This window comes from Sporichthyaceae bacterium (assembly GCA_036493475.1).
Taxonomy (GTDB): domain Bacteria; phylum Actinomycetota; class Actinomycetes; order Sporichthyales; family Sporichthyaceae; genus DASQPJ01.
The window spans coordinates 1-19,877 of sequence record DASXPS010000062.1; the positions used below are offsets into that span (position 1 = coordinate 1).

The following is a 19,877-nucleotide window of genomic DNA, read 5'->3' on the forward strand; positions in this document are numbered from 1 at the left end:
CGGCCCGACCTCGATAGAGAGCGAGAAACAGCACGCCCAGACCGAGCCCGAACGGCATGACCACGCCGATCGTGGAGTTGCGTTGCGTGGGCCGATCCCCGAGCAGGGCCAACAGCACCGCGGCGGTCAATGAGCCGACGATCGCCCCGGCCACTACGTTCACGCCGATCAGCAACGCACCCGAGGCGCCGGCGAAGGACAACTCGCTGATGCCGTGCACGGCGAAGGGCAGATCCCGGCTCACCACGAACGGACCGATGAGCCCTCCGACGATCGCCACCACCGCGCCCGCGATCAGGGAATTGCGGACCACGCCGAGCAACTCGAGGTAGTCGTGGAAATTGAGAACCCGGTTCACGAGGCCAGCGCCCCGACGATCGCGATGCCGTGCCGGCCGCTGATCACCTCGACCGGGCGGCCGTGCAACTCCGATAGGCACTCCGAGCACAGGACCTCCGCCGGCGTGCCCAGCCGGGCCCGGCCGCCCGCGATGTAGAGCACCCGGTCGGTGAACGGGAGCACCGGGTTGATCTCGTGGGTGACGAACACCACCGCGGTGTGCCGCGCCCGCCGTTGTGCGTGGATCAAGCCCGCGACCGCGTGTTGGTGGTGCAGGTCGAGCGCGGCCAACGGCTCGTCGCACAGCAGCAGTGCCGGGTCGGCGGCCAACGCCTGCGCGACCCGCACCCGTTGTTGCTCGCCGCCGGACAAGAGCCGGAACGGCGCATCCGCGTAGGCCAGTGCACCCACGCTGTGCAGCAGGGCATCGCAGCGTCGGCGTAGATCGGGCTCGCGGCGCAGCCCCCAGCGATGCCCATTCAAACCGAAGTGGACCAGGTCGCGGGCGCGCACGTCACCGGCCGCGGCGCTGCCCCGTTGCGGGATCAACCCGATGGCGCGATTCCCGCGCCCGGTTGGCTTTTCGGCCACCGTGACCTCGCCGGCGGCCAATTGCAATTGCCCCAGTAGCACCCGGAGCAGGCTGGACTTGCCGGCTCCGTTGGGCCCGAGCACCGCGAGCAGTTCACCTGCGGCCAGGTCCAGATCCAGACCCTGCCACAGCGTCCGGGGGCCGAAGCGCAGGGTGGCGTCGCGCAACCTCGCGACCGGCGCGGTCACGAAAGTGCCTGCTCGAGGGCGTTCAGGTTGCGCGACATCCACGCGACATAGGACAACCCGCTCGGCAGGCTCTCGGTGACCGGTACCACCGGGATGTTGTTGTCCAGCGCGGCATTGCGCACCTGCTCGGTCTGCGGGCCGGAGGTCTGTGCGTTGTAGACCAGCGCGCGGACCTTGTGGTCGCGGAACATGTTGAGGGTCTGGTGCAACACCGTCACCGGCACATCGGTGCCATCCTCGATGGCTTCGCTGAAGTCCGAGGGGGTGGCGTTGACCAACCCGCACGCGTTGAGCAGGTACAGCGGAACCGGTTCGGTGATGGCAACCGCTTGGCCCGCGACCTTTTCGCGCAGCGTTTGTACCCGTGCCTCGAGGGCGGCGACCGCGGCGCGTAGGACGGCGGCATTGGCGCGGAAGGTGTTGGCGTCAACCGGATCCAGGACGGCTAACGCACCGGCGAGTCGGGCCACGAACGTTTCGACGGTCGTGAAGTCATACCAAACGTGCTCGTTGAGCTCGCCACCGTCGGTCGGATGGTGACCGGATAGCGCAACCACATTGAGCACCTCGCGGTCGCCCGGCGCGGCCTTCAGCATGGTGTCCATGAAGTCGTCGTAACCGCCACCGTTCTCCACCACCAGGCGGGCGGTGCGGATGGCCAGTTGGTCGCGGGCATTGGCCACGTAGCTGTGCGGATCCTGGCTCGGGTTGGAGATGAACGAGGTCACCGACACCCGGTCGCCGCCCACGCTGTGCACAAGATCGCCGTACACATCGGTCGAGGCCACGACTGATACCGCCGGTGACCTGTTGTGGGTTGCCGGTGCACAGCCGAGGAGGCCGGTCATCACCGCCACCACTAGAGGAATGCGCAGGCCAGGCACGATGGAACGTTATTGAAAATGAAAACGGATGTCAATAGTGGCGCAACTGAGGGCCCGACACGCCATCGCCGAGCTCACCGTGCGCGCGGTCACATCTCGCAGTTCTGGGCGCGCAGGCGGACGAATCGATCAAGGGGGGCGCCGGGCGGCCAGGCCGTGTGGAAAACGCGCAACGTCCGGCTTCCGCGGCGTTCTTACGCCACGAGCGCCGGACGTTGGGGTTGGCACCACCCCGGCCTCGCAGTGGGTAGCCCTCCCGGATGACGATCTCCGCGGCCGTACGCCTTCCGTTCGCGCGCCGCTGGACCACACCCGCGCAACACCGCGTCGCCCTACGCGCCGGGCTGGCCGTCCTCGTCGCGCTAACGGCCACATGGCAGCTTGACCGCCTCAATTGGGCCGCCTACGCGATGTTCGGCGCCTTCCCCACCGTCTACGGCGGCCCGCTTCGCTGGTCGGGTCGCGTCCGGCTGCACGTCGCCATGGGTCTGCTGCTGACCGGGGCCGTCACCGACGCCGCCGCAGTCGGCACCTTCGACAACCGCCGTTGGGTCGCCATCCCGGTGGTCGCGAGCTGGGCGGTGCTGGCCGCCGCGCTGTCCGATCGATTCCGCTGGCGACCACCTGGCCCGTTGATTCCGGTGTTCGCGGTGGCCACCGCAGCCGCAGTCCCGGCGAGCGGGACGGATGTGATCGCGGCCCCGCTGGTCTGCGGTGCGACCGCCGCCTTCGCGATCCTGCTCGGGGTCGTGGAGCACACGGTGTTCCCCCTGCGCGACCCGCGACCGGCGCCGCCGTTCCCGTTGCCGGATCGCCGCCGGCAACAGCTGCACGCTGTGCGGTGCGGCGTCGCGGTTGCCGTCGCCGGCACCATCACCACGAGCCTGGGCATCGGTAGGCCGTACTGGTCGATGGTCGCCGCCGTGGTGCCGCTGGGCATTCCCGGGCTGCGGGCGCAGTTGCGACGCGGCCTGCACCGGGCCGGCGGGACGTTGCTCGGTCTGGCCCTGGCCGCGGTGCTGTTGGAGCTGCGGCTGCCCACGCCCGCCGTGGTCGTGTGTCTGGCGTTGTTGCAGGTCCTCACCGAACTGGTGGTGGTGGCCAACTACCTGGCGGGCTTGGTGTTCATCACCCCGATGGCGTTGTTGCTCGTGCACCTGTCCGTGCCCGGTTCGATCGGGCCGTTGCTCGCAGATCGTCTCGCCGAGACGTTGATCGGGTTGGGTGTGGGACTGCTGACGGCCGTGTTGACCCGCCGCCGCGACGTGCCCGGCCCGGGGGAGTCAGCGTCGTAGCGCCGGGTAGCGTCGAGGTCGCCGCGAAGGACCGGAGATCGAGGGAGAACGTGGTGAGCACCGCACAGGCCAACTACCAGGCCTACAAGTCCGCCCGCGACCTGCTGCTGGATCTGCGTACCGATTACGCCGCGGCGTGGGAGAAATTCGCCTGGCCGACGCTGGGCGAGACGTTCAGCTGGGCCCACGACTGGTTCGACCTGATGGCCACGGACAACGACCGCCCGGCACTGCACATCGTCGAGGAGACCGGCGCGGACAACACCTACTCCTTCGACGACCTGCGCCGACGCTCCAACGGCCTGGCGATTTTCTTGGCCGCGGCCGGCCTCGGCAAGGGCGACCGGGTGGCGATCATGCTCGGCAACCAGGTCGAACTCTGGGTGTCGATGCTCGCGGTGATGAAGCTCGGCGCGGTGGTCATGCCGACCACGACGGCGTTGGGCCCGGTCGATCTCGCCGACCGGGTGGCACGGGGCAAGGTGCGTGCGGTGATCGCCAATTCCACCGACGCCGCAAAGTTCGAGCAGGTGCCCGGCGACTACCTGCGCCTGTGTGTGGGCGAGCGGACCGAGGGCTGGTTGTCCTACGGCGACGCCGAGCCCGCCGCCGAGCCTCCTGCTCGGCCCGAGCTGCTGCAGACCGACCCGCTGCTGCTGTATTTCACCTCCGGAACCACCAGCAAGCCCAAGATGGTCGAGCACACGCAGGTGTCCTATCCGGTCGGCCACATGTCGACGATGTACTGGCTCGGCGTGCAGCCCGGCGACGTGCACCTCAACATCTCCTCGCCCGGCTGGGCCAAGCACGCGTGGAGCTGCTTCTTCGCGCCGTGGATCGCCGAGGCGTGCGTGTTCATCTACAACTACGCCCGCTTCGACGCCCCGGCACTGCTCGAGCAGCTGCGTACCCAGCACGTCAGCACGTTCTGCGCCCCGCCCACGGCGTGGCGGATGCTCATCCAGGCCGACCTGTCCGACGGCCCCGGCGCGCTGCGGGAGGGCATCGCGGCGGGCGAGCCGCTCAACCCCGAGGTCATCGAGCAGGTCCGCAACGCATGGGGCATCACCCTGCGCGATGGCTTCGGGCAGACCGAAACCACCGCCCAGGTCGGCAACAGCCCCGGCAATGAGGTCAAGGCCGGCTCCATGGGTCGACCGCTGCCCGGCACCCCGGTGGTGTTGGTCGACCCGGCCACCGGCCGGCCCGCCGACTCCGGCGAGATTTGCCTGGACCTGTCGCGTCATCCGGTCAATCTGATGCGCTGCTACCTCGACGATGCGCAGCGCGAAGCGGAGGCCATGGCCGGCGGGTATTACCACACCGGCGATCTCGCCGACCAAGACGCCGAGGGTTACATCACCTACGTCGGGCGGACCGACGACGTGTTCAAAGCCTCGGACTACAAGGTCTCCCCGTTCGAGTTGGAGAGCGTGCTCATCGAGCACCCGGCTGTCGCCGAGGCCGCGGTGGTTCCGGCGCCCGACGAGATGCGCCTGGCCGTACCCAAGGCCTACGTGACGCTGGCGGCCGGCTGGACGGCGGACGAGCAGACCGCGCTCGCCATTCTCAAGCACTGCCGAGAGAACCTCGCCCCGTACCTGCGGGTGCGCCGGGTCGAGTTCTTCGAGTTGCCGAAAACGATCTCCGGCAAGATCCGGCGCGTCGAGTTGCGCGCCCGCGAACAGGACGCGAGGGCGATGAGCACTGCGCGGGAGTGGCGCGACGAGCAATTCCCGGAACTGCGCGGTTAGCCGGCCTCGGGACTACGGCGTTCGGACCATCGCGATGTGCGGGATGCCGTCCTCGTCGAATTCGTCGCCGACGGTCCGAAAGCCGAATCGGCGATAGAAGTCCTGCACAACGCACTGGGCGTGCAGCTCCCAGGTCATCGCCGGGTCGACGGCCAGCGCAGCCTGCATGAGCCGGGCCGCGTGGCCCTGCCCACGCTGGTCGGCGGCGGTGACCACCCGGCCGATCTTGCGTCGCCCGTTCTGTTCCGGCAGCACCCGCACGCAACTGATGATCCGTCGGTTCTCGTCGGTCAGCCACAGGTGCACGGTGTGCGGGAGCAGGTCGAGGCCGTCGAGATCCAGGTAGGGACACGTCTGCTCGACCACGAAGATCTCCGCGCGCAGCCGGAGCAGCTCGTAGAGCTCCGCGGCGGAGATGTCCGAGCCCGATCGCGAGTGCAGCTGCGCCACCGGGCGAGGATCGCACAACCCGGCCGGTGTGGCTGAGCAGGATCTCCACCAGTGCGGCGGACGACGCGCCGACGCAGGTGTGGGAGGTCGAGCGCCATGTTCGTCAGGACGCCGACAGCATCCGAGGTGGCGCTTTCTGCGGGGAGCTCGCGCCGTCGTCGGCGAGGAACAGTTCCATATCTGGCCGCTGTTCGCACCGATCCTGACTGAGGGTCAGCAGGCGGTTGAGGAGATCGGCGCTTCTGTCCGCGAACGGACCGGTTGCACACAGGCAACCTGATGAGCTGACGCGGACCGCGCGGTGTCGCGTCACAAGCCCACCAAGCGGGTAGAACAACTACGTGGCTGATCCCGCACCCGAGCAGGAGCGCCCCGTCCTGGGCGACGAGGCCGGTCAAGCAGCGGCCGAGAACGCCGTTGGGTCCTTGGTCGCAGAGTTGCAGGAAGGGTGGGGTCAGCACGACGCCGAGATCTCCAACCGCCATTTTGCGGCCGACGTCGCCTGGGGCAGTCCGTTCGGGGCGACCGTGCACGGCTACGAGCGGCTGCACGACATCCATCGACGGCTGAAAGCTTCGGGCGTTGGCGGGCCTGCCTCGCGCTACGAGATCGAACATGTTCTTTCGCTGGGCGAGGATGTCGCGGTGGCCCACGTCGCTCGCCGGGCGCTGGACGCCGATGGCCGGGTTCTTGAGCTCACGGAGGATGTGTCCGGCGGGTTCTCCGAGATGGCCATGTACGTGTTGGTGAGGCGGAACGGGACCTGGTGGCTCGCCGCCGGGCAGAACACGCCGATCCGACCCGGCGGCGCTGCCTGAGCCGGAGGGGCGTGCCGGGTTTTCCGCCGCGCGCGTCGGGCAGGTCACAGTGGTGAAGCGCCGGCCCGGTCGCCATGGCTGACCGGCGGCGGACCCCACGGTGGAGCGACGTTCATCCCAGCCGCCGCGGCCTGGTTCTCACCTGGGCGGCGTTCACCGCGACGTTCCTCATCTCCCGGCTGGTTACCGGCGTGATCAAGCTGGGCGGGGAGAACACCGGCAACGTCAACATGGGACACGTGCATCTGCACCACTTCTTGTGGGGCATCCTGCTGGTGGTAAGTGTCGCGTTCTTCGGCTTGGTCGACCGCAACCCCCGCACGTCGGCGTTGATGGGGGTGGCGTTGGGCATCGGGCTCGGGTTGATCATCGACGAGCTGGCCCTGTTGGTCACCCTGCGCGACGTTTACTGGTCCGGCGCCGGGTGGTCCAGCGTCGGAGTGGCGATCGCGCTGATCGGGATCGCCGGCACCGTGTTGGCGTTCACCCGCAGCGCCAAATACTCCGAGCCGGTCGACAAGGGCCCGACCACGCCGCGGCCCGAGCGTTGAGCGACTGACGGGCCGTCAGCCCCAGAGCAGTTCGCGGCGGATCGCGGCACCGTTGAACGCCAGCCGTGGTTCGAGGTCGATCGGGGGGGTGACCCGGAACCGCCAACCGGCCGCGTTGAGGCGGGCGTAGGCGGCGTTGAGCATGGCAAGTCCGGCCGGCTCCAACTGGGTGACCTCGGTCAGGTCCAGATGGGCCTGCCCGGCGTGGCGGACCATCGGGGCCACCTGGCACCAGCGCGCCACGGTCTGCTCCACCCGGCCGCGGTCGCGGCCGTCGAGGACCCCGGTCAAGCGGGCGGTCACTCCGGGGCGGGGAGCGGTCGACATGCGGGGGAGGCGCTTGGGTGCGGTCAGGACGGGGGCGAGGCCGGTATCGCTCATCGACATGCCTTTCCGGGGTCCAGGACGAGAGAGCTGCTGTGAGGACCATTCCTTCACCCGGGGCTGCGCAGCGGGAGAGTAGTCCGCTACTTGCCTTATTGAGTCAGACTCAACATTATGTCGGCATGCAAGCCGCGTCTCGTCGCCCCAGATCCCGGCTGGCGCCCGAGGCACGCGAGTCGGAGATCCTGGCCGGCGCCCGGGCGGTGCTGCGCGAGGTCGGCTACGAGAAGTTCCAGCCCGCCGAGGTGGCGCGCCGGTGCGGGATCTCCGAGGGCCTCGTCTACCGGTACTTCCCCACCCGCAGCGACCTGTTGGGACGCGTCGCCGAGGACTGGTTGGCCGACGTGTTTGCCAACGAGCCGGACCTGGCCGCCTACACCCGCACCGAGGATGGCCTGCGCGAGGTCGTCGACTACGGGTTCCGGGTCATCCGCGCCGAACCCGCCCTGACCCGCTACATCTTGCTCGGACTGCGCGCCGCGCCAGAGTTCCGCGGCACTGCCGTGCATCGGCTCAACCGAAACATCACCCAACTGTGCATCCGGGTGCTGGAGTCGGGCGTCGCGAAGGGCGAGTACCGGGATGACGTTCCGGTCGCTGTGGTTCGGGACATGATCTTCGGCGTGATCGAACATCAGACCTGGGCCTACCTGCGTGGCGAGGGTGGGTTCCCGCCGCAGCAGGTGGCGGCCGGCATCGCCTCGGTCATTCACCACGGGATGCTCGCCCGACCGCGCAAGGGTTAGGTTGGGCTCGTCATGGACCGTCATCCGCGTGCGCTCGCGCTCGCCGCGCTGGTCGCCGAGCGGGACCGGGAGCGGTTGGGCGGGGAGTTCAGCGAGGACATCCGGCTGCGCGCCATGTTGCCCGGTGGCCCGATCGAGGAGCACGGCCGCGAAACCGTCAGCAAGTGCTTCGCCGACTGGTTCGGCGAGTACACGACGGTCGTGCTGGACGATGCCGCCGGGGAGATGGTCGGGGACCGCTTGTTGGTGCACTATCGGCTGATTTTCGAGCCGGACACCGAGGAGCGCACGGTGGTGACCCAGACCTGGGTGGGCACGGTGGCGCCCGACGGGACGCTCGGCCGGATCGACCTGGTGTGTTCGGGGTTCCGCAAGTTCTGAGCCCGCCACCGCATGTGTCAGCGGCGCTGTGAACGCCAACAGCTGCGCACCGCGTCCACCTCGTCCGGGTCGATCGGCGGTTCGGTCAGCGGGGTGAGCTCGGTGCGATCCGCGCGCAGTCCGTCGAGCACGATCGCCAGGTAGCGCCGCCACAGGTCGGGACGCACGTCGCGAGTGAACTCGGCGACGCCGGCGATCATGCGCAGCAGCATCGGGAAATCGGTGGGCGCGGCGTCGGCGCGCAGGTGCCCGTCGGCCCGGGCGCGGGCGAAGATCTCGCTGACGATGGGCAGCATCCGTTCGCGGACCGCGGCGCGGCCACCGCTGTCCGGCCGGCAGATCAGTGCCTCGAACAGCCCCTGATCCCGGGCGACGACCTCGCCGACGGCCTCGACCAGCTGGGTCAGCGCGCTCCAGGAGTCGGGTTCGGCCAGTGCCTCGGAGGCCAGCGCGGCCACCGCGGCCAACCGGTCCTGGAACAGCGCCTCGACGAGTTCCTCGCGGTTGGCGAAGCGCCGGTACACGGTGCCGACGCCGAGGCCGGCGTGCGCGGCGATCTCGTCGAGGGTGACCTCCAGGCCGCGGGCGGCGAAGACCTCGGCGGCCGCGGCGAGGATCCGCTCGCGGTTGCGCGCGGCATCGGCCCGCAGCGGCTTCTCGACGGTCGTCGTCAGGTCCTCCGAACGCATGAGGGAGAGAATAGCCGAAAAAGCGGAGACGTCATCTCCGGTTCTGTGTTAGTGTCGTGTCGAACCGGAGGAATGACCTCCGCTTTTGTCGTCGGAGGCTCGGCGACCAGGGAGACACAGATGAACCAGACGATCCCCAACCCCCGTCCGGCGGTTGAGGACCACGCGCACGCCCGCCGCTGGCTGGTGCTCGCCGTGCTCGGCGTCGCGCAGCTGATGGTGGTCCTCGACGCGACGATCATGAATGTGGCGCTGCCCTCGGCGCAGCGGGCGCTCGGCTTCTCCGACACCGACCGGCAGTGGGTGGTTACCGCCTACGCGTTGAGCTTCGGCAGCCTGTTGCTGCTCGGCGGTCGGCTGGGCGACCTGTTCGGCCGGCGCGCCACGTTCCTGGCGGGCCTCGGCGGCTTCGCCGCTGCCTCCGCGGTGGGCGGGGCGGCGACGAACTTCGCGATGTTGGTCAGCGCCCGGGCCGCGCAGGGCGTGTTCGGTGCGCTGCTCGCACCGGCCGCGCTCGGCCTGCTGACCACGACCTTCACCGACCCCCGGGAACGCGCCAAGGCATTCGGCATCTTCGGTGCGCTGGCCGGTACCGGCGGCGCGATCGGCCTGCTGCTGGGCGGCGCGCTGACCACGTACGTGTCGTGGCGGTGGGCGCTGTACATCAACCTGGGCTTCGCGGCGGTTGCCATCGCCGGCGTTATCGCACTGCTGCCCAAGTTCGCCCGCACCGGCGCGGTTCGGCTGGACCTGTTCGGCACGCTCACCGGCTCGGCCGGCCTGTTCTCCTTGGTCTACGGGCTCTCGCACGCCGAGACCGGCGGCTGGGGCAACGGCGTCACGCTGGGCTTCCTGGCCACCGCCGCGGTGCTGCTGGTCATCTTCGGCCGGTCGCAGACCACCGCCGCGCACCCGCTGCTGCCGCCGCGGGTGGTGCTCGACCGCAACCGGGCCGGCTCGTACCTGGCCATGCTGGTGGCCGGCGTCGCGATGTTCGCGGTGTTCCTGTTCCTGACCTATTACCTGCAAGCCACCCTCGGCTTCTCCGCGATCCGCACCGGGGTGGCGTTCCTGCCCATGGTCGGCAGCCTCATCGCCACCGCCCAGGTCACCAGCCTGGTGCTGGTCCGGCAGGTCTCCGCCCGAGTGCTGGTGCCGATGGGCATGCTGATTGCGGCGCTGGGCATGACGGTGCTGGCGCAGATCAGCGTGAGCAGCGGCTACTCCGCGCACGTGCTGCCCGGCCTGATGGTGATGGGCATGGGCATCGGTCTGGTGTTCGCCACCGCCATGCAGACCGCCGTCGCCGGGATCGAGGCACGCGACGCGGGTGTCGCCTCCGCGATGGTCAACACCGTCCAGCAAATCGGTGGTTCGGTCGGTATCGCGCTGCTGGGCACCATCGCCGGGCATGCCGGCTCGGCGTACCTGACCGGCCGGGGCACCCCGACACCGGCCCTGCTGCAGGCCGCCGCCGTGCACTCGTACACGACGTCGTTCGGTTGGGCGGGGGGGATCCTCGCGGTGGGCGGACTGCTCGTCGGCGCGGTGCTGAGCCCGGGCCGAGCTGCGGTGCCCGCGCCGGCCGTCAATGCGGAACCGGTACTCGTGCACTGAGCCGCATCCACGTCACGGCCCTCCGGTTCTCCGGGGGGCCGTTGTCGTTCAGGCGCTCGGCGCGACCCCGTCGGCGTTCCAGCTCAGTACTGCCGGCCAGTCGTGTTCGTGGCCGAGCACGCTCACCCGCGCGACGTCGAGTACCAGCGAGGCACCGAAGCTGACCGGCTGGCCGAGCCAGCGGGCGGCCAGCACCCGCAGGATGTGGGCGTGCGCGACCAGGGCGACGTCGCCATCGCGACGCAGCTCGCCGACGTCGGCGAGCAGCGCGTCCACCCGGGCGCCGACCCGGTCCGGGCTTTCGCCGCCGGGGGCGCCGTCGCGCCAGAGCACCCACGGTTGTTGCCCGGCTGCGGCGCGTTCGGCGTTCACGTCGGCGGTGGTGCGTCCTTCGAACTCGCCGTAGTCCCACTCGGCGAGGCGGTCGTCGAGAATCGGGTCGGTCAGGCCGGCCAGCTCAGCGGTGCGGCGGGCCCGCAGCAACGGGCTGACCACGACGGCCGACGGGGACCAACCGGCCAGCCGGGAGCGCAGCGCGCTCGCCGCGGCCTCCCCGGCGGGGGTCAGCGGCAGGTCGGTGCCGCCGGTGTGTCGGTGGCTGCGGCTCCATTCGGTCTCGCCGTGACGCAACAGCACCAGTCGCCCACCGTTCGTTCCCACCACACCATCTTGGCGGGTCAGGACACTCCGAACATGGCCCGGAAGGCATGATCATCCTGGGCGATCGGGGGGTCGGATGCGGATGCGCGGAGCGGCGGCGCTGAGCGCAATGCTGCTGACGGTCGCGGTGGCGCCGCCGGCGGGGGCGGCAGGCCCGCTCGCCATCGGCGCGGCCGGCCTGGGCGATCCGGTGTTCCCGACCCTGGGCAACGGCGGGTACGACGTGCAGCGGTACGCGCTGGACGTGACGTACGACGCGTTGCCGCGGACCCTGCACGGCACCGTGCGGATCCAGGCGCGCACCACCCAACCGCTGCAGCGCTTCTTCCTGGACGCCGCCGGTCTGGACATCGCCGCGGTGCGGGTGGACAACGTGCCTGCCGCCTTCGTGACGCTGCCCGAGAAGCTGCAGATCGACCAGGCGACGCCGCTGGGCGCCGGTCGGGCGATGAACGTCGAAATTCGCTACAGCACCGATCCCCGGCGCCTTCCGCAGCCGACCGGTGGGTTCGTGCCGACCCTTGACGGGTTCGCGACCGCCGCGCAACCCGCGGCCGCGCACACCGTGTTCCCGTGCAACGACCATCCGTCGGACAAGGCGGTGTTCAGCTTCCGGGTCACCGCGCCGCCGGGTGAGTTGGGGGTGGCCAACGGGGTGCGCACGCACCTGGTCACCAACTCCGACGGCACCACCACGGCGAGCTACGACCCGCCGGAACCGATGGCCACCGAACTCGTGCAACTGGCCGTGGGTACCTACGCGGTGCTCGACCACGGGATGCACAACGGGGTCCGGTGGCGCGACGTGGTGCCGACGGTTCGGCTGCCCCTGCTGCTGCCCGCCCTATATCTGACGGGACATCAGTTGGACTGGCTCACCGCGCGCTTGGGTCCGTTCCCGTTCTCCGCCTACGGACTGCTGCCGGTGGACAGCGACGACACGGAACCGTTCGAGTTCACCGGCCTGGAGACACAATCGCTCACCCTCTACCGGCCCGGATTCCTGACCCAGCCCGAGGACAAGATCGGTGGGCACATGACGCACGAGCTGACGCACAGTTGGTTCGGCGACAGCGTCACCCCGCGCACCTGGGCCGACCTGTGGTTGAACGAGGGTCATGCCGAGTATTACGCGCTGAACTACCGGTACGCGCAGGGCTGGACGGACACCAAGGGCTTCACCCGCTTCGACGACCGGATGCGCTGGACGTACGCGCAGGGCAATATCTGGCGGGCGAGTTCGGGGCCGGTGGCGCAACCGACCGCGGACACGCTGTTCGACAATGAGCGCTACACCGGCGGCACTTTGGTGCTGTATGCGCTGGCGCAACGGGTCGGCATGCCGGTCTTCGATCGCATCGAGCGGACCTTCCTCGCCGCGTTTCGCTACGGCAATGCGAGCACGGCGGACTACATCAGCACCGCGGTCGCGGTGTCCGGCGACCCGACCGTGGCAGCGTTCCTGCGGGAGTGGCTCTACGGGGCGAGCACCCCGCCGATGCCCGGCCATCCGGACTGGACCGTGGACCCCGTGCCGCCATCGCCAGCGCCACCCGGCCCGCAGAGCGATCGCCTGGACTGATGTCAGTCGCCTCGACCACCAAATCGGCGCGTGTCGTGGTCGAGGCGGATGACGTCAGCCTGGGCCACTGGTCAGTAGCCGCTGAGGAGGGTGCGCAGGTTGCGGAGTTCCTCGGGCCCCGCATCGCTGTGCCAGCGGGTGAAATCGGCGGGCCGGCGGCCCCACAGGAACAGCGTGCGCACCGCCGGGTCGCTGGAGATGGTGGCCGGTCCCTCGGGCTTGGCCAGCGTGATGGTGGTGCCCTCGCTGCCGGCGGTGACCACGACGTCATCGCTGCCCGGGGCGCGCAATCGACCCTCGATGCGTTGTCCCGCGGCAAGGTCGAGGGCGGCCGCGCCGCGCTTGAGCAGTGGTTGGCCGACGAGTTGCACGGTGTGCGTGGTCATCCACGGCTCGGCCAGCGCCCGGACGGCGGTGCTGTCGTCACCGGCCAGGTCCCAGCGGTGCAGCACGAGTTCTTCGCGCATGTGCTCGGCGAAGAACGCGGGCGTCACGATGCGTCCGGTCCAGCTGATCTGCTCGTCGGGCGACAGGGCGTTCTCCCCGGATTGGGCGACCTCGGCGAGCCGTTCGCAGCGGTCGGCGAACGCGGCCCACAGGTCGGTGTCGCCCAGTGCCCGGATTGGCCCCTCGCGTTCGGTGAAGCCGCGGGTCGTCACCGGGCTGCCGGCCAGATGCGCGGCCAGTACCCGGGCCATCTCCTCGGCATTGCCGGTCTGGTGGACCAGGATGTCGCGGGTGGTCCAGGCCTCGCACCAGGTGCCCGCGTCCGGGCGGCGCGATTGCACGGCGTGAACGAAGGCGTCGAGCTCGGGGAGGACTTCGTGCACTGCTGTGGTCATCATGACCGGCCCATACCCCCGGCAGGGTCGAGAATGCATGACGGTCCGTCATGTTTCATGCTGAGCATGATCTCCCGGGTACGGATGTGCTTTGCCGGTCGGCGAGTTTGAGCGACAGCCGTTCGGCGATCGCCACGGTGGTCAGGTGGGTGTTGGCCCTGGGCAGATCGGGCATGACCGAGGCGTCGCAGACGCGTAGCCCCGGATAACCGATTACCTGGCAGTCGGTGTCGACCACCGCGGCGGGTTCGCCGACTCGGCCCATCCGGCAGGTGCCGACCGCGTGCACGTAGTCGCTGACGGTGCGCATCAGCCAGGCGTCGATCGCGGCATCGCTGTCCAGCTGATCCAGCGGGGTGTCGGCGGCCAGTGCGCCGCGGGTGATGGCCGCGACCTCCGGGTGCCGGATGAGCTCGATGATCCGGCGCACCGCGTCGCGCAGCCGGATCAGATCGCGTTCATCGGCCAGCAGGTTGAAATCCACGATCGGGTCCTCGTCGGCCCGGCCGGAGCGCAGGCGCACGGTGCCCCGGGAGAACACCCGCATCACGGCGCCCAAGATCCGTCCGCCGGTGCGGGGCTCCCCGGTCGGGCTGACCCCGTCGAACCAGACGATCTGCATGTCGTTGGGGCCGGCCCCGGCCAACTCCGAGGAGTAGCGCAACATCGCGTTGAACACGAGGCTGTCCGTGCTCGGCATCTGCCCCGACTCGGTGAGCTCGAGTTCGAACCCGGCGGTGGCCGCGTGCTCGATGAGGTTCGCGCCGCCCGCCAGTCCGTCGTCCACGCCGATCCCGGAGCGGAGCAGGATCGCCGGGGAGTGGATCGCGCCCGCGCTGACGATCACCTGCCCGGCCTCGATCTCGGCGCCGGTCTCGGTGCGCACGCCGACCGCGCGGCGGCCGTTGAGCAGCACCCGGTCCACCAACGTGTCCCCGCGGACGCCGAGATTGGCCCGGGCCCGGGCCGGCTCCAGATAGGCGTCGTTGGTGGAGACCCGCCGGCCGTCACGCACGGTCAGTGCCGAGCGGCTGACCCCGGTGCTGTCCGGTGCGTGGTAGTCGTCGCAGCTCGGGTGGCCGAGCCCGCTCAGTGCCGCCCGAAGCCCCCGGCTCAGTGGCGGGAGGGAATCGACCGGCGGGCGCCAGAGCGGGATCGGCCCCCCTTTGCCGTGCCGGCCGTCGCCGCCGTAGTCGGCGTCGTCCTCCGCGGTGAGGAACGCGGCGAGCATCTCCGGCCAACCCCAGCCGTCGCAGCCGAACTCCGCTGCCCAGCGCTGGTAGTCGTCCGGGGTGCCGCGGATGGCGCAGGTCGCGTTGACCGCGGAGGATCCGCCCACGCCCCGGCCGCGCACGTACAACGCCTCGGGCTGCCCCGGCGCGCGGGTGGCCACCAGTCGCTCCCAGATCCGCCCGGGTTCGCCCACGGCGTCGAAGACGTTGGCCGAGCGCACCCGAGGGGGTGTGCCCGCGGCGTCGTGATCAGGGCCGGCCTCCAGCAACAACACCCGGTGCCCGGGATCCTCGGACAGCCGCGCGGCCAGCACCGCGCCGGCCGATCCGGCGCCCACCACCACCGTGTCGAAGCGCTCCATGTCGCCTCCTCGGCCGCGGGCACGTCGGCAGAGCGCGGCCTACGGTGCCTGTCCTGTCGCACCGGCGTACGCGCGGCCAGAGCGTCGGGGCCTACTCGCCGGCCGGGCCGAACGCCTGACGCAGATGGGCCAGGGCCTTGTTGCACTCGCGGGCCAGCGAGCCGCGCTGGCCCGCCTGCAGCCAGGACACGGCGCCGAGGCGGATCGCGTCGCCCACCGCGTGCGTGATGACCCGGGCGCGTAGTTCGTTGTCGGCCGTTCGGCGCCGGCCGACCAGCAGGGCGTCGATGAACTCCTCCTGGCCGCCGCGCCAGATCTGCTGGAACAACCGCGCCTGCAGCGCGGGGACCGTCTGGATCAGTTCGTAGACGAGCGAGATGTGTTCGGTGTTCAGCACGTGGATGGCGCCGAGCATGGCCCGGGCAATGAAATCGACATCGCTCTCGTCCGCGCGCCGCCGGGCCAGAACCTCTCGGATCGCGTCATCCACCTCGCTGTGCCCGAGCAGGACGTCTTCCTTGGCGGGGAAGTAGCGGTAGAAGGTCCGCGGGGAGACGTCGGCGGCCGCGGCGATCTCCTCCACGGAGACCGCGTTGTAGTCCTTGGTGCTGAACAGGTGCATCGCGGCGTCGACGATCGCATCCTGCGTGCGTCGCTTCTTCCGCTCCCGCAGACCGACAGGAGCAACTGCTGTGGCCACCTGCTGAGCCTAGGACATGTCGCAGATGTTGTCGGCCATCTCGACGTGGGTGCCGTCGAAGGAGAAGGCCAGGCCCTGCTCGGACGGGTTCAGCGTGACATTGACCCCGGACGGCAACTCCCGCAGCGGCACGCGGATCGGCGGGATGCTCTGCAGGTCGACGTTGCCGAAAAGCGGCGAGGACAGCTCGCCCGTCTGCAGCACCAGGTCGCCGTTGTCGATGCGGGGCGTCAACGTCCCCGACCCGCTGAGCGCGCCGATGCCGCCCGCGACCTCGATGGTGCCGTCGCCGCCGTAGGACACCCGCAGACCCATGGCGTTGGAGCTGATCGCGTCGTAGCTCACCAGGCCGGTGCCGCGCAGGGAGTTCACCTCACCACCGGCCCCGTGCCGGCTCACGCCGTGCGCGTCGACCTGCAGTTCCGTGACCCGAACACCCTTGGCGTTGATGTCGTGCGCGGTCAACGTCAGGTGCTGCAGCCGACCGCTGACCAGATGTGGCAGCAACGGGAAATCATGAAGCTGCACGTGCGGGCGCTTCGGGGTCTGCAGGCACTTCTGCACCTTGCCCGCGGTGACGTGCTCGATGACGACAGCGGCGACCCGGTCCAGTCCGAGCAGTGACCCGCTGAGCACGGCGGCGCCGACACCGATCCACACGGCAATCCGACGCCGGCTGCGCCGTGGCGGCCTGGCTGCTGGCGGCGGCGGCAGATCGGTCATCAGCACCGCGCCACGGTACCGCAAAGGGCCATACCCGCATATTGGCAGTTGTGTCAAAAGCCAGCACTGCCGTATAAACGATTCCCCCGGCGGTTGCGTCGGCCCGACGCGGAGGTGCCGGATGGACGGCCGGGCCCATCGGCTGCGCTGGGCCACCCTCGGGGTGATGTGTCTGTCCCTGACGCTGATCGGGCTGGACAACACGATCCTCAACGTCGCGATGCCCACGCTGGTGCGCGAGTTGAACGCCTCGGGCAGTCAGCTGCAGTGGATCGTGGACAGCTATACGCTGATTTTCGCCGGTCTGCTGCTCACCGCCGGCACCCTCGGGGACCGCTTCGGCCGACGGCGCCTGCTGTTTCTCGGGATGACGGTGTTCGGGCTGGCCTCGGTGTGGGCCGCCTGGGCCCAGGGGCCGAACGAACTGATCGTCGCACGCGCCGTCATGGGCGTCGGCGGTGCGGCGATCATGCCCGCCACGCTGTCGATTCTCATCAACGTGTTCACCGATCCGATCGAGCGGGGCCGGGCAATCGGCATCTGGGCGGCGGTCGCCGGCCTGGGCATCATCGGCGGTCCGACACTCGGCGGCTGGCTGCTCATGCACTACTGGTGGGGCTCGGTGTTCCTGATCAACGTGCCGGTTGCGGCGTTGACGGTGTTGCTGGGTTCGACGCTGATTCCGGAGAGCCGCGATCCCGATGCGCCGCGGGCGGATTTGCTCGGCATGGTCACCAGCGTCGTCGGATTGGGTGCGCTGGTGTGGGGGTTCATTCAGGCACCGGAGCGCGGCTGGGACGACCCACTGATTGTGGGCTCGCTGGGGGTCGGGGTGGTGGCGCTCGTGCTGTTCGTGCAGTGGGAACGGCACACCCCGACGCCGATGCTGGACATGCGGTTCTTCCGCGACGTGCGCTTCTCCGTCTGTTCGGCGGTGATCAGCCTCGCCTCCTTCGCGTTGGTGGGCGGGCTGTTCTTCCTCACCCAGTACCTGCAGTTCGTGCTCGGCTACGACGCACTGGGCACCGGGGTGCGGCTGTTGCCGTTCACCACGATGGCGGTGGGTGCTCCGCTGGGCATCAATCTGACGCAGCATTACGGGCCCAAGTTCTCCATCGCCGCAGGGTTGGCGGTGACCAGCATCGGGCTCAGCGTGATGTCCACCACCTCCCTCGGCGACGGCTATCCGCGGGTCGCGGGCGCGCTGGGTCTGATCGGGTTCGGCATCGGCATGGCGATGGCCCCGGCGACCGACGCGGTAATGGCGTCCTTACCGGCGGAGAAATCCGGGATCGGCTCGGCGGTCAACGACACCACCCGTCAGGTCGGCGGAGCGCTGGGGGTCGCGGTGCTGGGCAGCCTGTTGACCTCGCGCTACGCCGATGCGGTGCCGACTCAGATCGGCGCCACGGTGGTGCCCGAGCAGGCGCGCAGCGGCATCGGGCAGGCGCTGGCCTTCGCCGACCAGACCAGTGGAGCGGACGGGATCAGACTGGTGGACACCGCGACCGCGGCGTTCGTCAACGCGATGGGCACGACCGTGCTGATCGCCGCGATGGTCGTTCTCGTGGGGTCGGTCGCGGCGGCCCTGTGGTTGCCGATGAAGGGCGTGCCGCGGGCGGCTATTCGTAGCGCAGCGCGTCGATGGGTCGTAATGCCGCGGCGCGGCTGGCCGGGTACAGCCCGAAGAACAGCCCCGTGAACAGCGACACGGCCAACGAGAGGTAGACGGAGTACGGCGCGATAACCGGTTGCACGCCGGCGATGGTGAAGTGGGACGCCCCGAATCCGGCGAGCACGCCGAGGATGCCGCCGGCCAGGCTGAGGATCACCGCTTCGCCGAGGAACTGCCCGATGATGTCGCCGCTGCCGGCTCCGATCGCCTTGCGGATACCGATCTCCCGGGTTCGTTCGGTGACCGAGACCAACATGATGTTCATGACGCCGATACCGCCGACCAGCAGGGAGATTCCGGCCACGGCCGCGAGCAGGATCGTCAGTGTGTGGTTGGACGATGCCGACACGTCAAGCACCGCGGAGGAGTTGAACACGATGAAGTCGGTGTTGAGCAGGTTCACGTGGTGGCGCCCCATCATGATCGCGGTGACCTCGGCCTGGGCGGCCTGGACGTCCGCTCCCGAGGTGGCCTGCACGGAGATGCCACTGATCGGTCCGGCGGCCGGCGGGTTGTAGCCGTAGAGGGCGTCCTGCACCGCGGTCCCGACCGCGAGGATGCGGTCGTCGAGGTCCTGCTGACCGCTGTAGCCCTTGGAGTTGAGGATGCCGCCGACGTAGAACGCCTGGCCGTTGAGTTGGATCTGTGAGTTGACCAGGCTGCAGGTGTCCCCGTCGGTGAGGTCCTGAGCCACCGAGCTGCCGAGCAGCGCGATGTGTCGGTGCGCGTTGTAGTCGTCGGCGGTGAACGGTGTCCCGCAGGTGACCGAGGAGTTGTCGATGGCCAGGAAGTCCGCGGTGCTGCCGAGCAGCAGGTTGACGGTGTGCGAGGAGGTGCCGTGGGTGGCGGTCGCCCGTTGGATGACCACGGCCGGGGCCACGGCCGCCACGTGCGGGGCGTTCACCGGGTCCTTGAGGGCGTCGGCGTCCTCGAACGTGAGTCGGGCGGCGCGGGTCTGCGTGCCGTTCACCGGCGGGGATTTGATGCCGAGCAGGCGGCGGATCTGCGCGCCGATGCTGCGACCCTGACCACCACCGCCCTCCTGCAACGGCAACACGAACAACGTGTTCGAGCCCAGCCGATCGATCGAGGCCTGAACCTCGCGTGAGGACCCCGTGCCGACGGCCACCAGCGTGATTACCGAGGCGACGCCGATGAGGATGCCGAGCATGGTCAGCATCGAACGCATCTTGTTCGCGACGATTCCGTTTATCGCGAAGCGCGTGCTCTCGGCCCACCTCATGTGGCGATAATGACATATCTGCCAATTTGCTGATGTGCCGAATGGCGGAATTGACAGCAGGGCCGGGAGTAGGTCTCCAGCATAGGTCAAGCAGTTGCGTGCGTTGGGACAATTTGTCACCAATGGGCCAAGATGGCGAAGGAACAAGACGTTGCATGGACGGACAAAGC

The 19,877-nt window shown here is 69.5% G+C and carries 21 protein-coding genes; 9 read left to right on the top strand and 12 right to left on the bottom strand.

Annotated features, from left to right (window positions below; translation table 11 throughout):
* The 3 genes from VGJ14_06960 to VGJ14_06970 all read right to left on the bottom strand — a co-directional run.
* A partial coding sequence (locus VGJ14_06960; protein HEY2832148.1) for a metal ABC transporter permease occupies positions 1-358 on the bottom strand: 358 nt, incomplete at its 3' end.
* Positions 355-1,119, bottom strand: coding sequence for an ATP-binding cassette domain-containing protein (locus VGJ14_06965; protein HEY2832149.1), 765 nt, complete (start codon positions 1,117-1,119; stop codon positions 355-357). The genes VGJ14_06960 and VGJ14_06965, both read right to left, overlap by 4 nt.
* Positions 1,116-1,907, bottom strand: a complete 792-nt coding sequence (locus VGJ14_06970; GenBank protein ID HEY2832150.1) for a zinc ABC transporter substrate-binding protein — start codon at positions 1,905-1,907, stop codon at positions 1,116-1,118. Before VGJ14_06970 ends, VGJ14_06965 begins: the two co-directional genes overlap by 4 nt.
* A gap of 356 nt (positions 1,908-2,263) precedes the next feature.
* On the opposite strand from VGJ14_06970, the gene VGJ14_06975 reads away from it, so the two are divergent.
* Together VGJ14_06975 and VGJ14_06980 are read left to right on the top strand one after the other, a co-directional pair.
* Positions 2,264-3,298, top strand: coding sequence for an FUSC family protein (locus tag VGJ14_06975; protein ID HEY2832151.1), 1,035 nt, complete (start codon positions 2,264-2,266; stop codon positions 3,296-3,298).
* A 53-nt stretch (positions 3,299-3,351) separates the two neighbouring features.
* Positions 3,352-5,052 (top strand): AMP-binding protein, encoded by a 1,701-nt coding sequence (locus VGJ14_06980; GenBank protein ID HEY2832152.1) that lies wholly within the window; start codon positions 3,352-3,354, stop codon positions 5,050-5,052.
* Between the two features lie 12 nt (positions 5,053-5,064).
* Here the strand turns inward: VGJ14_06980 and VGJ14_06985 are convergent, their stop codons facing one another.
* Positions 5,065-5,502, bottom strand: coding sequence for a GNAT family N-acetyltransferase (locus tag VGJ14_06985; GenBank protein HEY2832153.1), 438 nt, complete (start codon positions 5,500-5,502; stop codon positions 5,065-5,067).
* 341 nt (positions 5,503-5,843) lie between these two features.
* Between VGJ14_06985 and VGJ14_06990 the strand changes: the two genes are divergently transcribed.
* Positions 5,844-6,320 carry an SgcJ/EcaC family oxidoreductase gene (locus tag VGJ14_06990; GenBank protein HEY2832154.1) on the top strand — a complete coding sequence of 159 codons (477 nt, stop codon included), beginning with the start codon at positions 5,844-5,846 and terminating at the stop codon, positions 6,318-6,320.
* 74 nt (positions 6,321-6,394) lie between these two features.
* Entirely contained in the window at positions 6,395-6,871 is a 477-nt protein-coding gene (locus VGJ14_06995; protein ID HEY2832155.1) for a hypothetical protein, read from the top strand.
* A gap of 15 nt (positions 6,872-6,886) precedes the next feature.
* Here VGJ14_06995 and VGJ14_07000 read toward each other — a convergent pair whose 3' ends face one another.
* Positions 6,887-7,198 carry an STAS domain-containing protein gene (locus tag VGJ14_07000; protein ID HEY2832156.1) on the bottom strand — a complete coding sequence of 104 codons (312 nt, stop codon included), beginning with the start codon at positions 7,196-7,198 and terminating at the stop codon, positions 6,887-6,889.
* A 179-nt stretch (positions 7,199-7,377) separates the two neighbouring features.
* Here VGJ14_07000 and VGJ14_07005 point away from each other — a divergent pair, with 179 nt between their 5' ends.
* Entirely contained in the window at positions 7,378-8,001 is a 624-nt protein-coding gene (locus VGJ14_07005; protein HEY2832157.1) for a TetR/AcrR family transcriptional regulator, read from the top strand.
* Between the two features lie 12 nt (positions 8,002-8,013).
* Positions 8,014-8,382, top strand: coding sequence for a hypothetical protein (locus tag VGJ14_07010; protein ID HEY2832158.1), 369 nt, complete (start codon positions 8,014-8,016; stop codon positions 8,380-8,382).
* A gap of 17 nt (positions 8,383-8,399) precedes the next feature.
* On the opposite strand, the gene VGJ14_07015 is transcribed toward VGJ14_07010, so the two are convergent.
* The gene (locus VGJ14_07015; GenBank protein HEY2832159.1) at positions 8,400-9,071 is read right to left on the bottom strand and encodes a TetR/AcrR family transcriptional regulator; all 672 of its coding nucleotides are present in this window, start codon (positions 9,069-9,071) and stop codon (positions 8,400-8,402) included.
* Positions 9,072-9,191: 120 nt separating this feature from the next.
* Between VGJ14_07015 and VGJ14_07020 the strand changes: the two genes are divergently transcribed.
* On the top strand, positions 9,192-10,688 hold the full coding sequence (locus tag VGJ14_07020; protein ID HEY2832160.1) for an MFS transporter: 1,497 nt from the start codon (positions 9,192-9,194) through the stop codon (positions 10,686-10,688).
* A gap of 48 nt (positions 10,689-10,736) precedes the next feature.
* On the opposite strand, the gene VGJ14_07025 is transcribed toward VGJ14_07020, so the two are convergent.
* The gene (locus tag VGJ14_07025; protein ID HEY2832161.1) at positions 10,737-11,348 is read right to left on the bottom strand and encodes a histidine phosphatase family protein; all 612 of its coding nucleotides are present in this window, start codon (positions 11,346-11,348) and stop codon (positions 10,737-10,739) included.
* 82 nt (positions 11,349-11,430) lie between these two features.
* Here VGJ14_07025 and VGJ14_07030 point away from each other — a divergent pair, with 82 nt between their 5' ends.
* A complete protein-coding gene (locus VGJ14_07030) occupies positions 11,431-12,930 on the top strand; it encodes a M1 family metallopeptidase (GenBank protein ID HEY2832162.1) in 1,500 nt (499 codons plus the stop codon).
* Between the two features lie 71 nt (positions 12,931-13,001).
* Here the strand turns inward: VGJ14_07030 and VGJ14_07035 are convergent, their stop codons facing one another.
* The 4 genes from VGJ14_07035 to VGJ14_07050 form a co-directional block, all read right to left on the bottom strand.
* A complete protein-coding gene (locus tag VGJ14_07035; protein HEY2832163.1) occupies positions 13,002-13,775 on the bottom strand; it encodes a maleylpyruvate isomerase N-terminal domain-containing protein in 774 nt (257 codons plus the stop codon).
* Positions 13,776-13,827: 52 nt separating this feature from the next.
* On the bottom strand, positions 13,828-15,366 hold the full coding sequence (locus VGJ14_07040) for a GMC family oxidoreductase N-terminal domain-containing protein (GenBank protein HEY2832164.1): 1,539 nt from the start codon (positions 15,364-15,366) through the stop codon (positions 13,828-13,830).
* A 91-nt stretch (positions 15,367-15,457) separates the two neighbouring features.
* Entirely contained in the window at positions 15,458-16,066 is a 609-nt protein-coding gene (locus VGJ14_07045) for a TetR family transcriptional regulator (protein ID HEY2832165.1), read from the bottom strand.
* A 9-nt stretch (positions 16,067-16,075) separates the two neighbouring features.
* Positions 16,076-16,789 carry a DUF2993 domain-containing protein gene (locus VGJ14_07050; protein ID HEY2832166.1) on the bottom strand — a complete coding sequence of 238 codons (714 nt, stop codon included), beginning with the start codon at positions 16,787-16,789 and terminating at the stop codon, positions 16,076-16,078.
* 121 nt (positions 16,790-16,910) lie between these two features.
* Here VGJ14_07050 and VGJ14_07055 point away from each other — a divergent pair, with 121 nt between their 5' ends.
* On the top strand, positions 16,911-18,491 hold the full coding sequence (locus VGJ14_07055; GenBank protein ID HEY2832167.1) for an MFS transporter: 1,581 nt from the start codon (positions 16,911-16,913) through the stop codon (positions 18,489-18,491).
* Here the strand turns inward: VGJ14_07055 and VGJ14_07060 are convergent.
* On the bottom strand, positions 18,412-19,707 hold the full coding sequence (locus tag VGJ14_07060; GenBank protein ID HEY2832168.1) for an ABC transporter permease: 1,296 nt from the start codon (positions 19,705-19,707) through the stop codon (positions 18,412-18,414). The two genes, VGJ14_07055 and VGJ14_07060, sit on opposite strands and share 80 nt — an antisense overlap.
* Between the last annotated feature and the right edge of the window lie 170 nt (positions 19,708-19,877).

Excerpts from the sequence above, each read along its gene's own strand:
- VGJ14_06975 (HEY2832151.1), top strand. The coding sequence starts at position 2,264 with ATGACGATCTCCGCGGCCGTACGCCTTCCGTTCGCGCGCCGCTGGACC.
- VGJ14_07010 (HEY2832158.1), top strand. The coding sequence starts at position 8,014 with ATGGACCGTCATCCGCGTGCGCTCGCGCTCGCCGCGCTGGTCGCCGAG.
- VGJ14_07000 (HEY2832156.1), bottom strand. The coding sequence starts at position 7,198 with ATGTCGACCGCTCCCCGCCCCGGAGTGACCGCCCGCTTGACCGGGGTC.
- VGJ14_06995 (HEY2832155.1), top strand. The coding sequence starts at position 6,395 with ATGGCTGACCGGCGGCGGACCCCACGGTGGAGCGACGTTCATCCCAGC.
- VGJ14_07035 (HEY2832163.1), bottom strand. The coding sequence starts at position 13,775 with ATGATGACCACAGCAGTGCACGAAGTCCTCCCCGAGCTCGACGCCTTC.
- VGJ14_07055 (HEY2832167.1), top strand. The coding sequence starts at position 16,911 with ATGGACGGCCGGGCCCATCGGCTGCGCTGGGCCACCCTCGGGGTGATG.
- VGJ14_07040 (HEY2832164.1), bottom strand. The coding sequence starts at position 15,366 with ATGGAGCGCTTCGACACGGTGGTGGTGGGCGCCGGATCGGCCGGCGCG.
- VGJ14_07015 (HEY2832159.1), bottom strand. The coding sequence starts at position 9,071 with ATGCGTTCGGAGGACCTGACGACGACCGTCGAGAAGCCGCTGCGGGCC.
- VGJ14_07050 (HEY2832166.1), bottom strand. The coding sequence starts at position 16,789 with ATGACCGATCTGCCGCCGCCGCCAGCAGCCAGGCCGCCACGGCGCAGC.
- VGJ14_07020 (HEY2832160.1), top strand. The coding sequence starts at position 9,192 with ATGAACCAGACGATCCCCAACCCCCGTCCGGCGGTTGAGGACCACGCG.
- VGJ14_07005 (HEY2832157.1), top strand. The coding sequence starts at position 7,378 with ATGCAAGCCGCGTCTCGTCGCCCCAGATCCCGGCTGGCGCCCGAGGCA.
- VGJ14_07060 (HEY2832168.1), bottom strand. The coding sequence starts at position 19,707 with ATGAGGTGGGCCGAGAGCACGCGCTTCGCGATAAACGGAATCGTCGCG.
- VGJ14_07030 (HEY2832162.1), top strand. The coding sequence starts at position 11,431 with ATGCGCGGAGCGGCGGCGCTGAGCGCAATGCTGCTGACGGTCGCGGTG.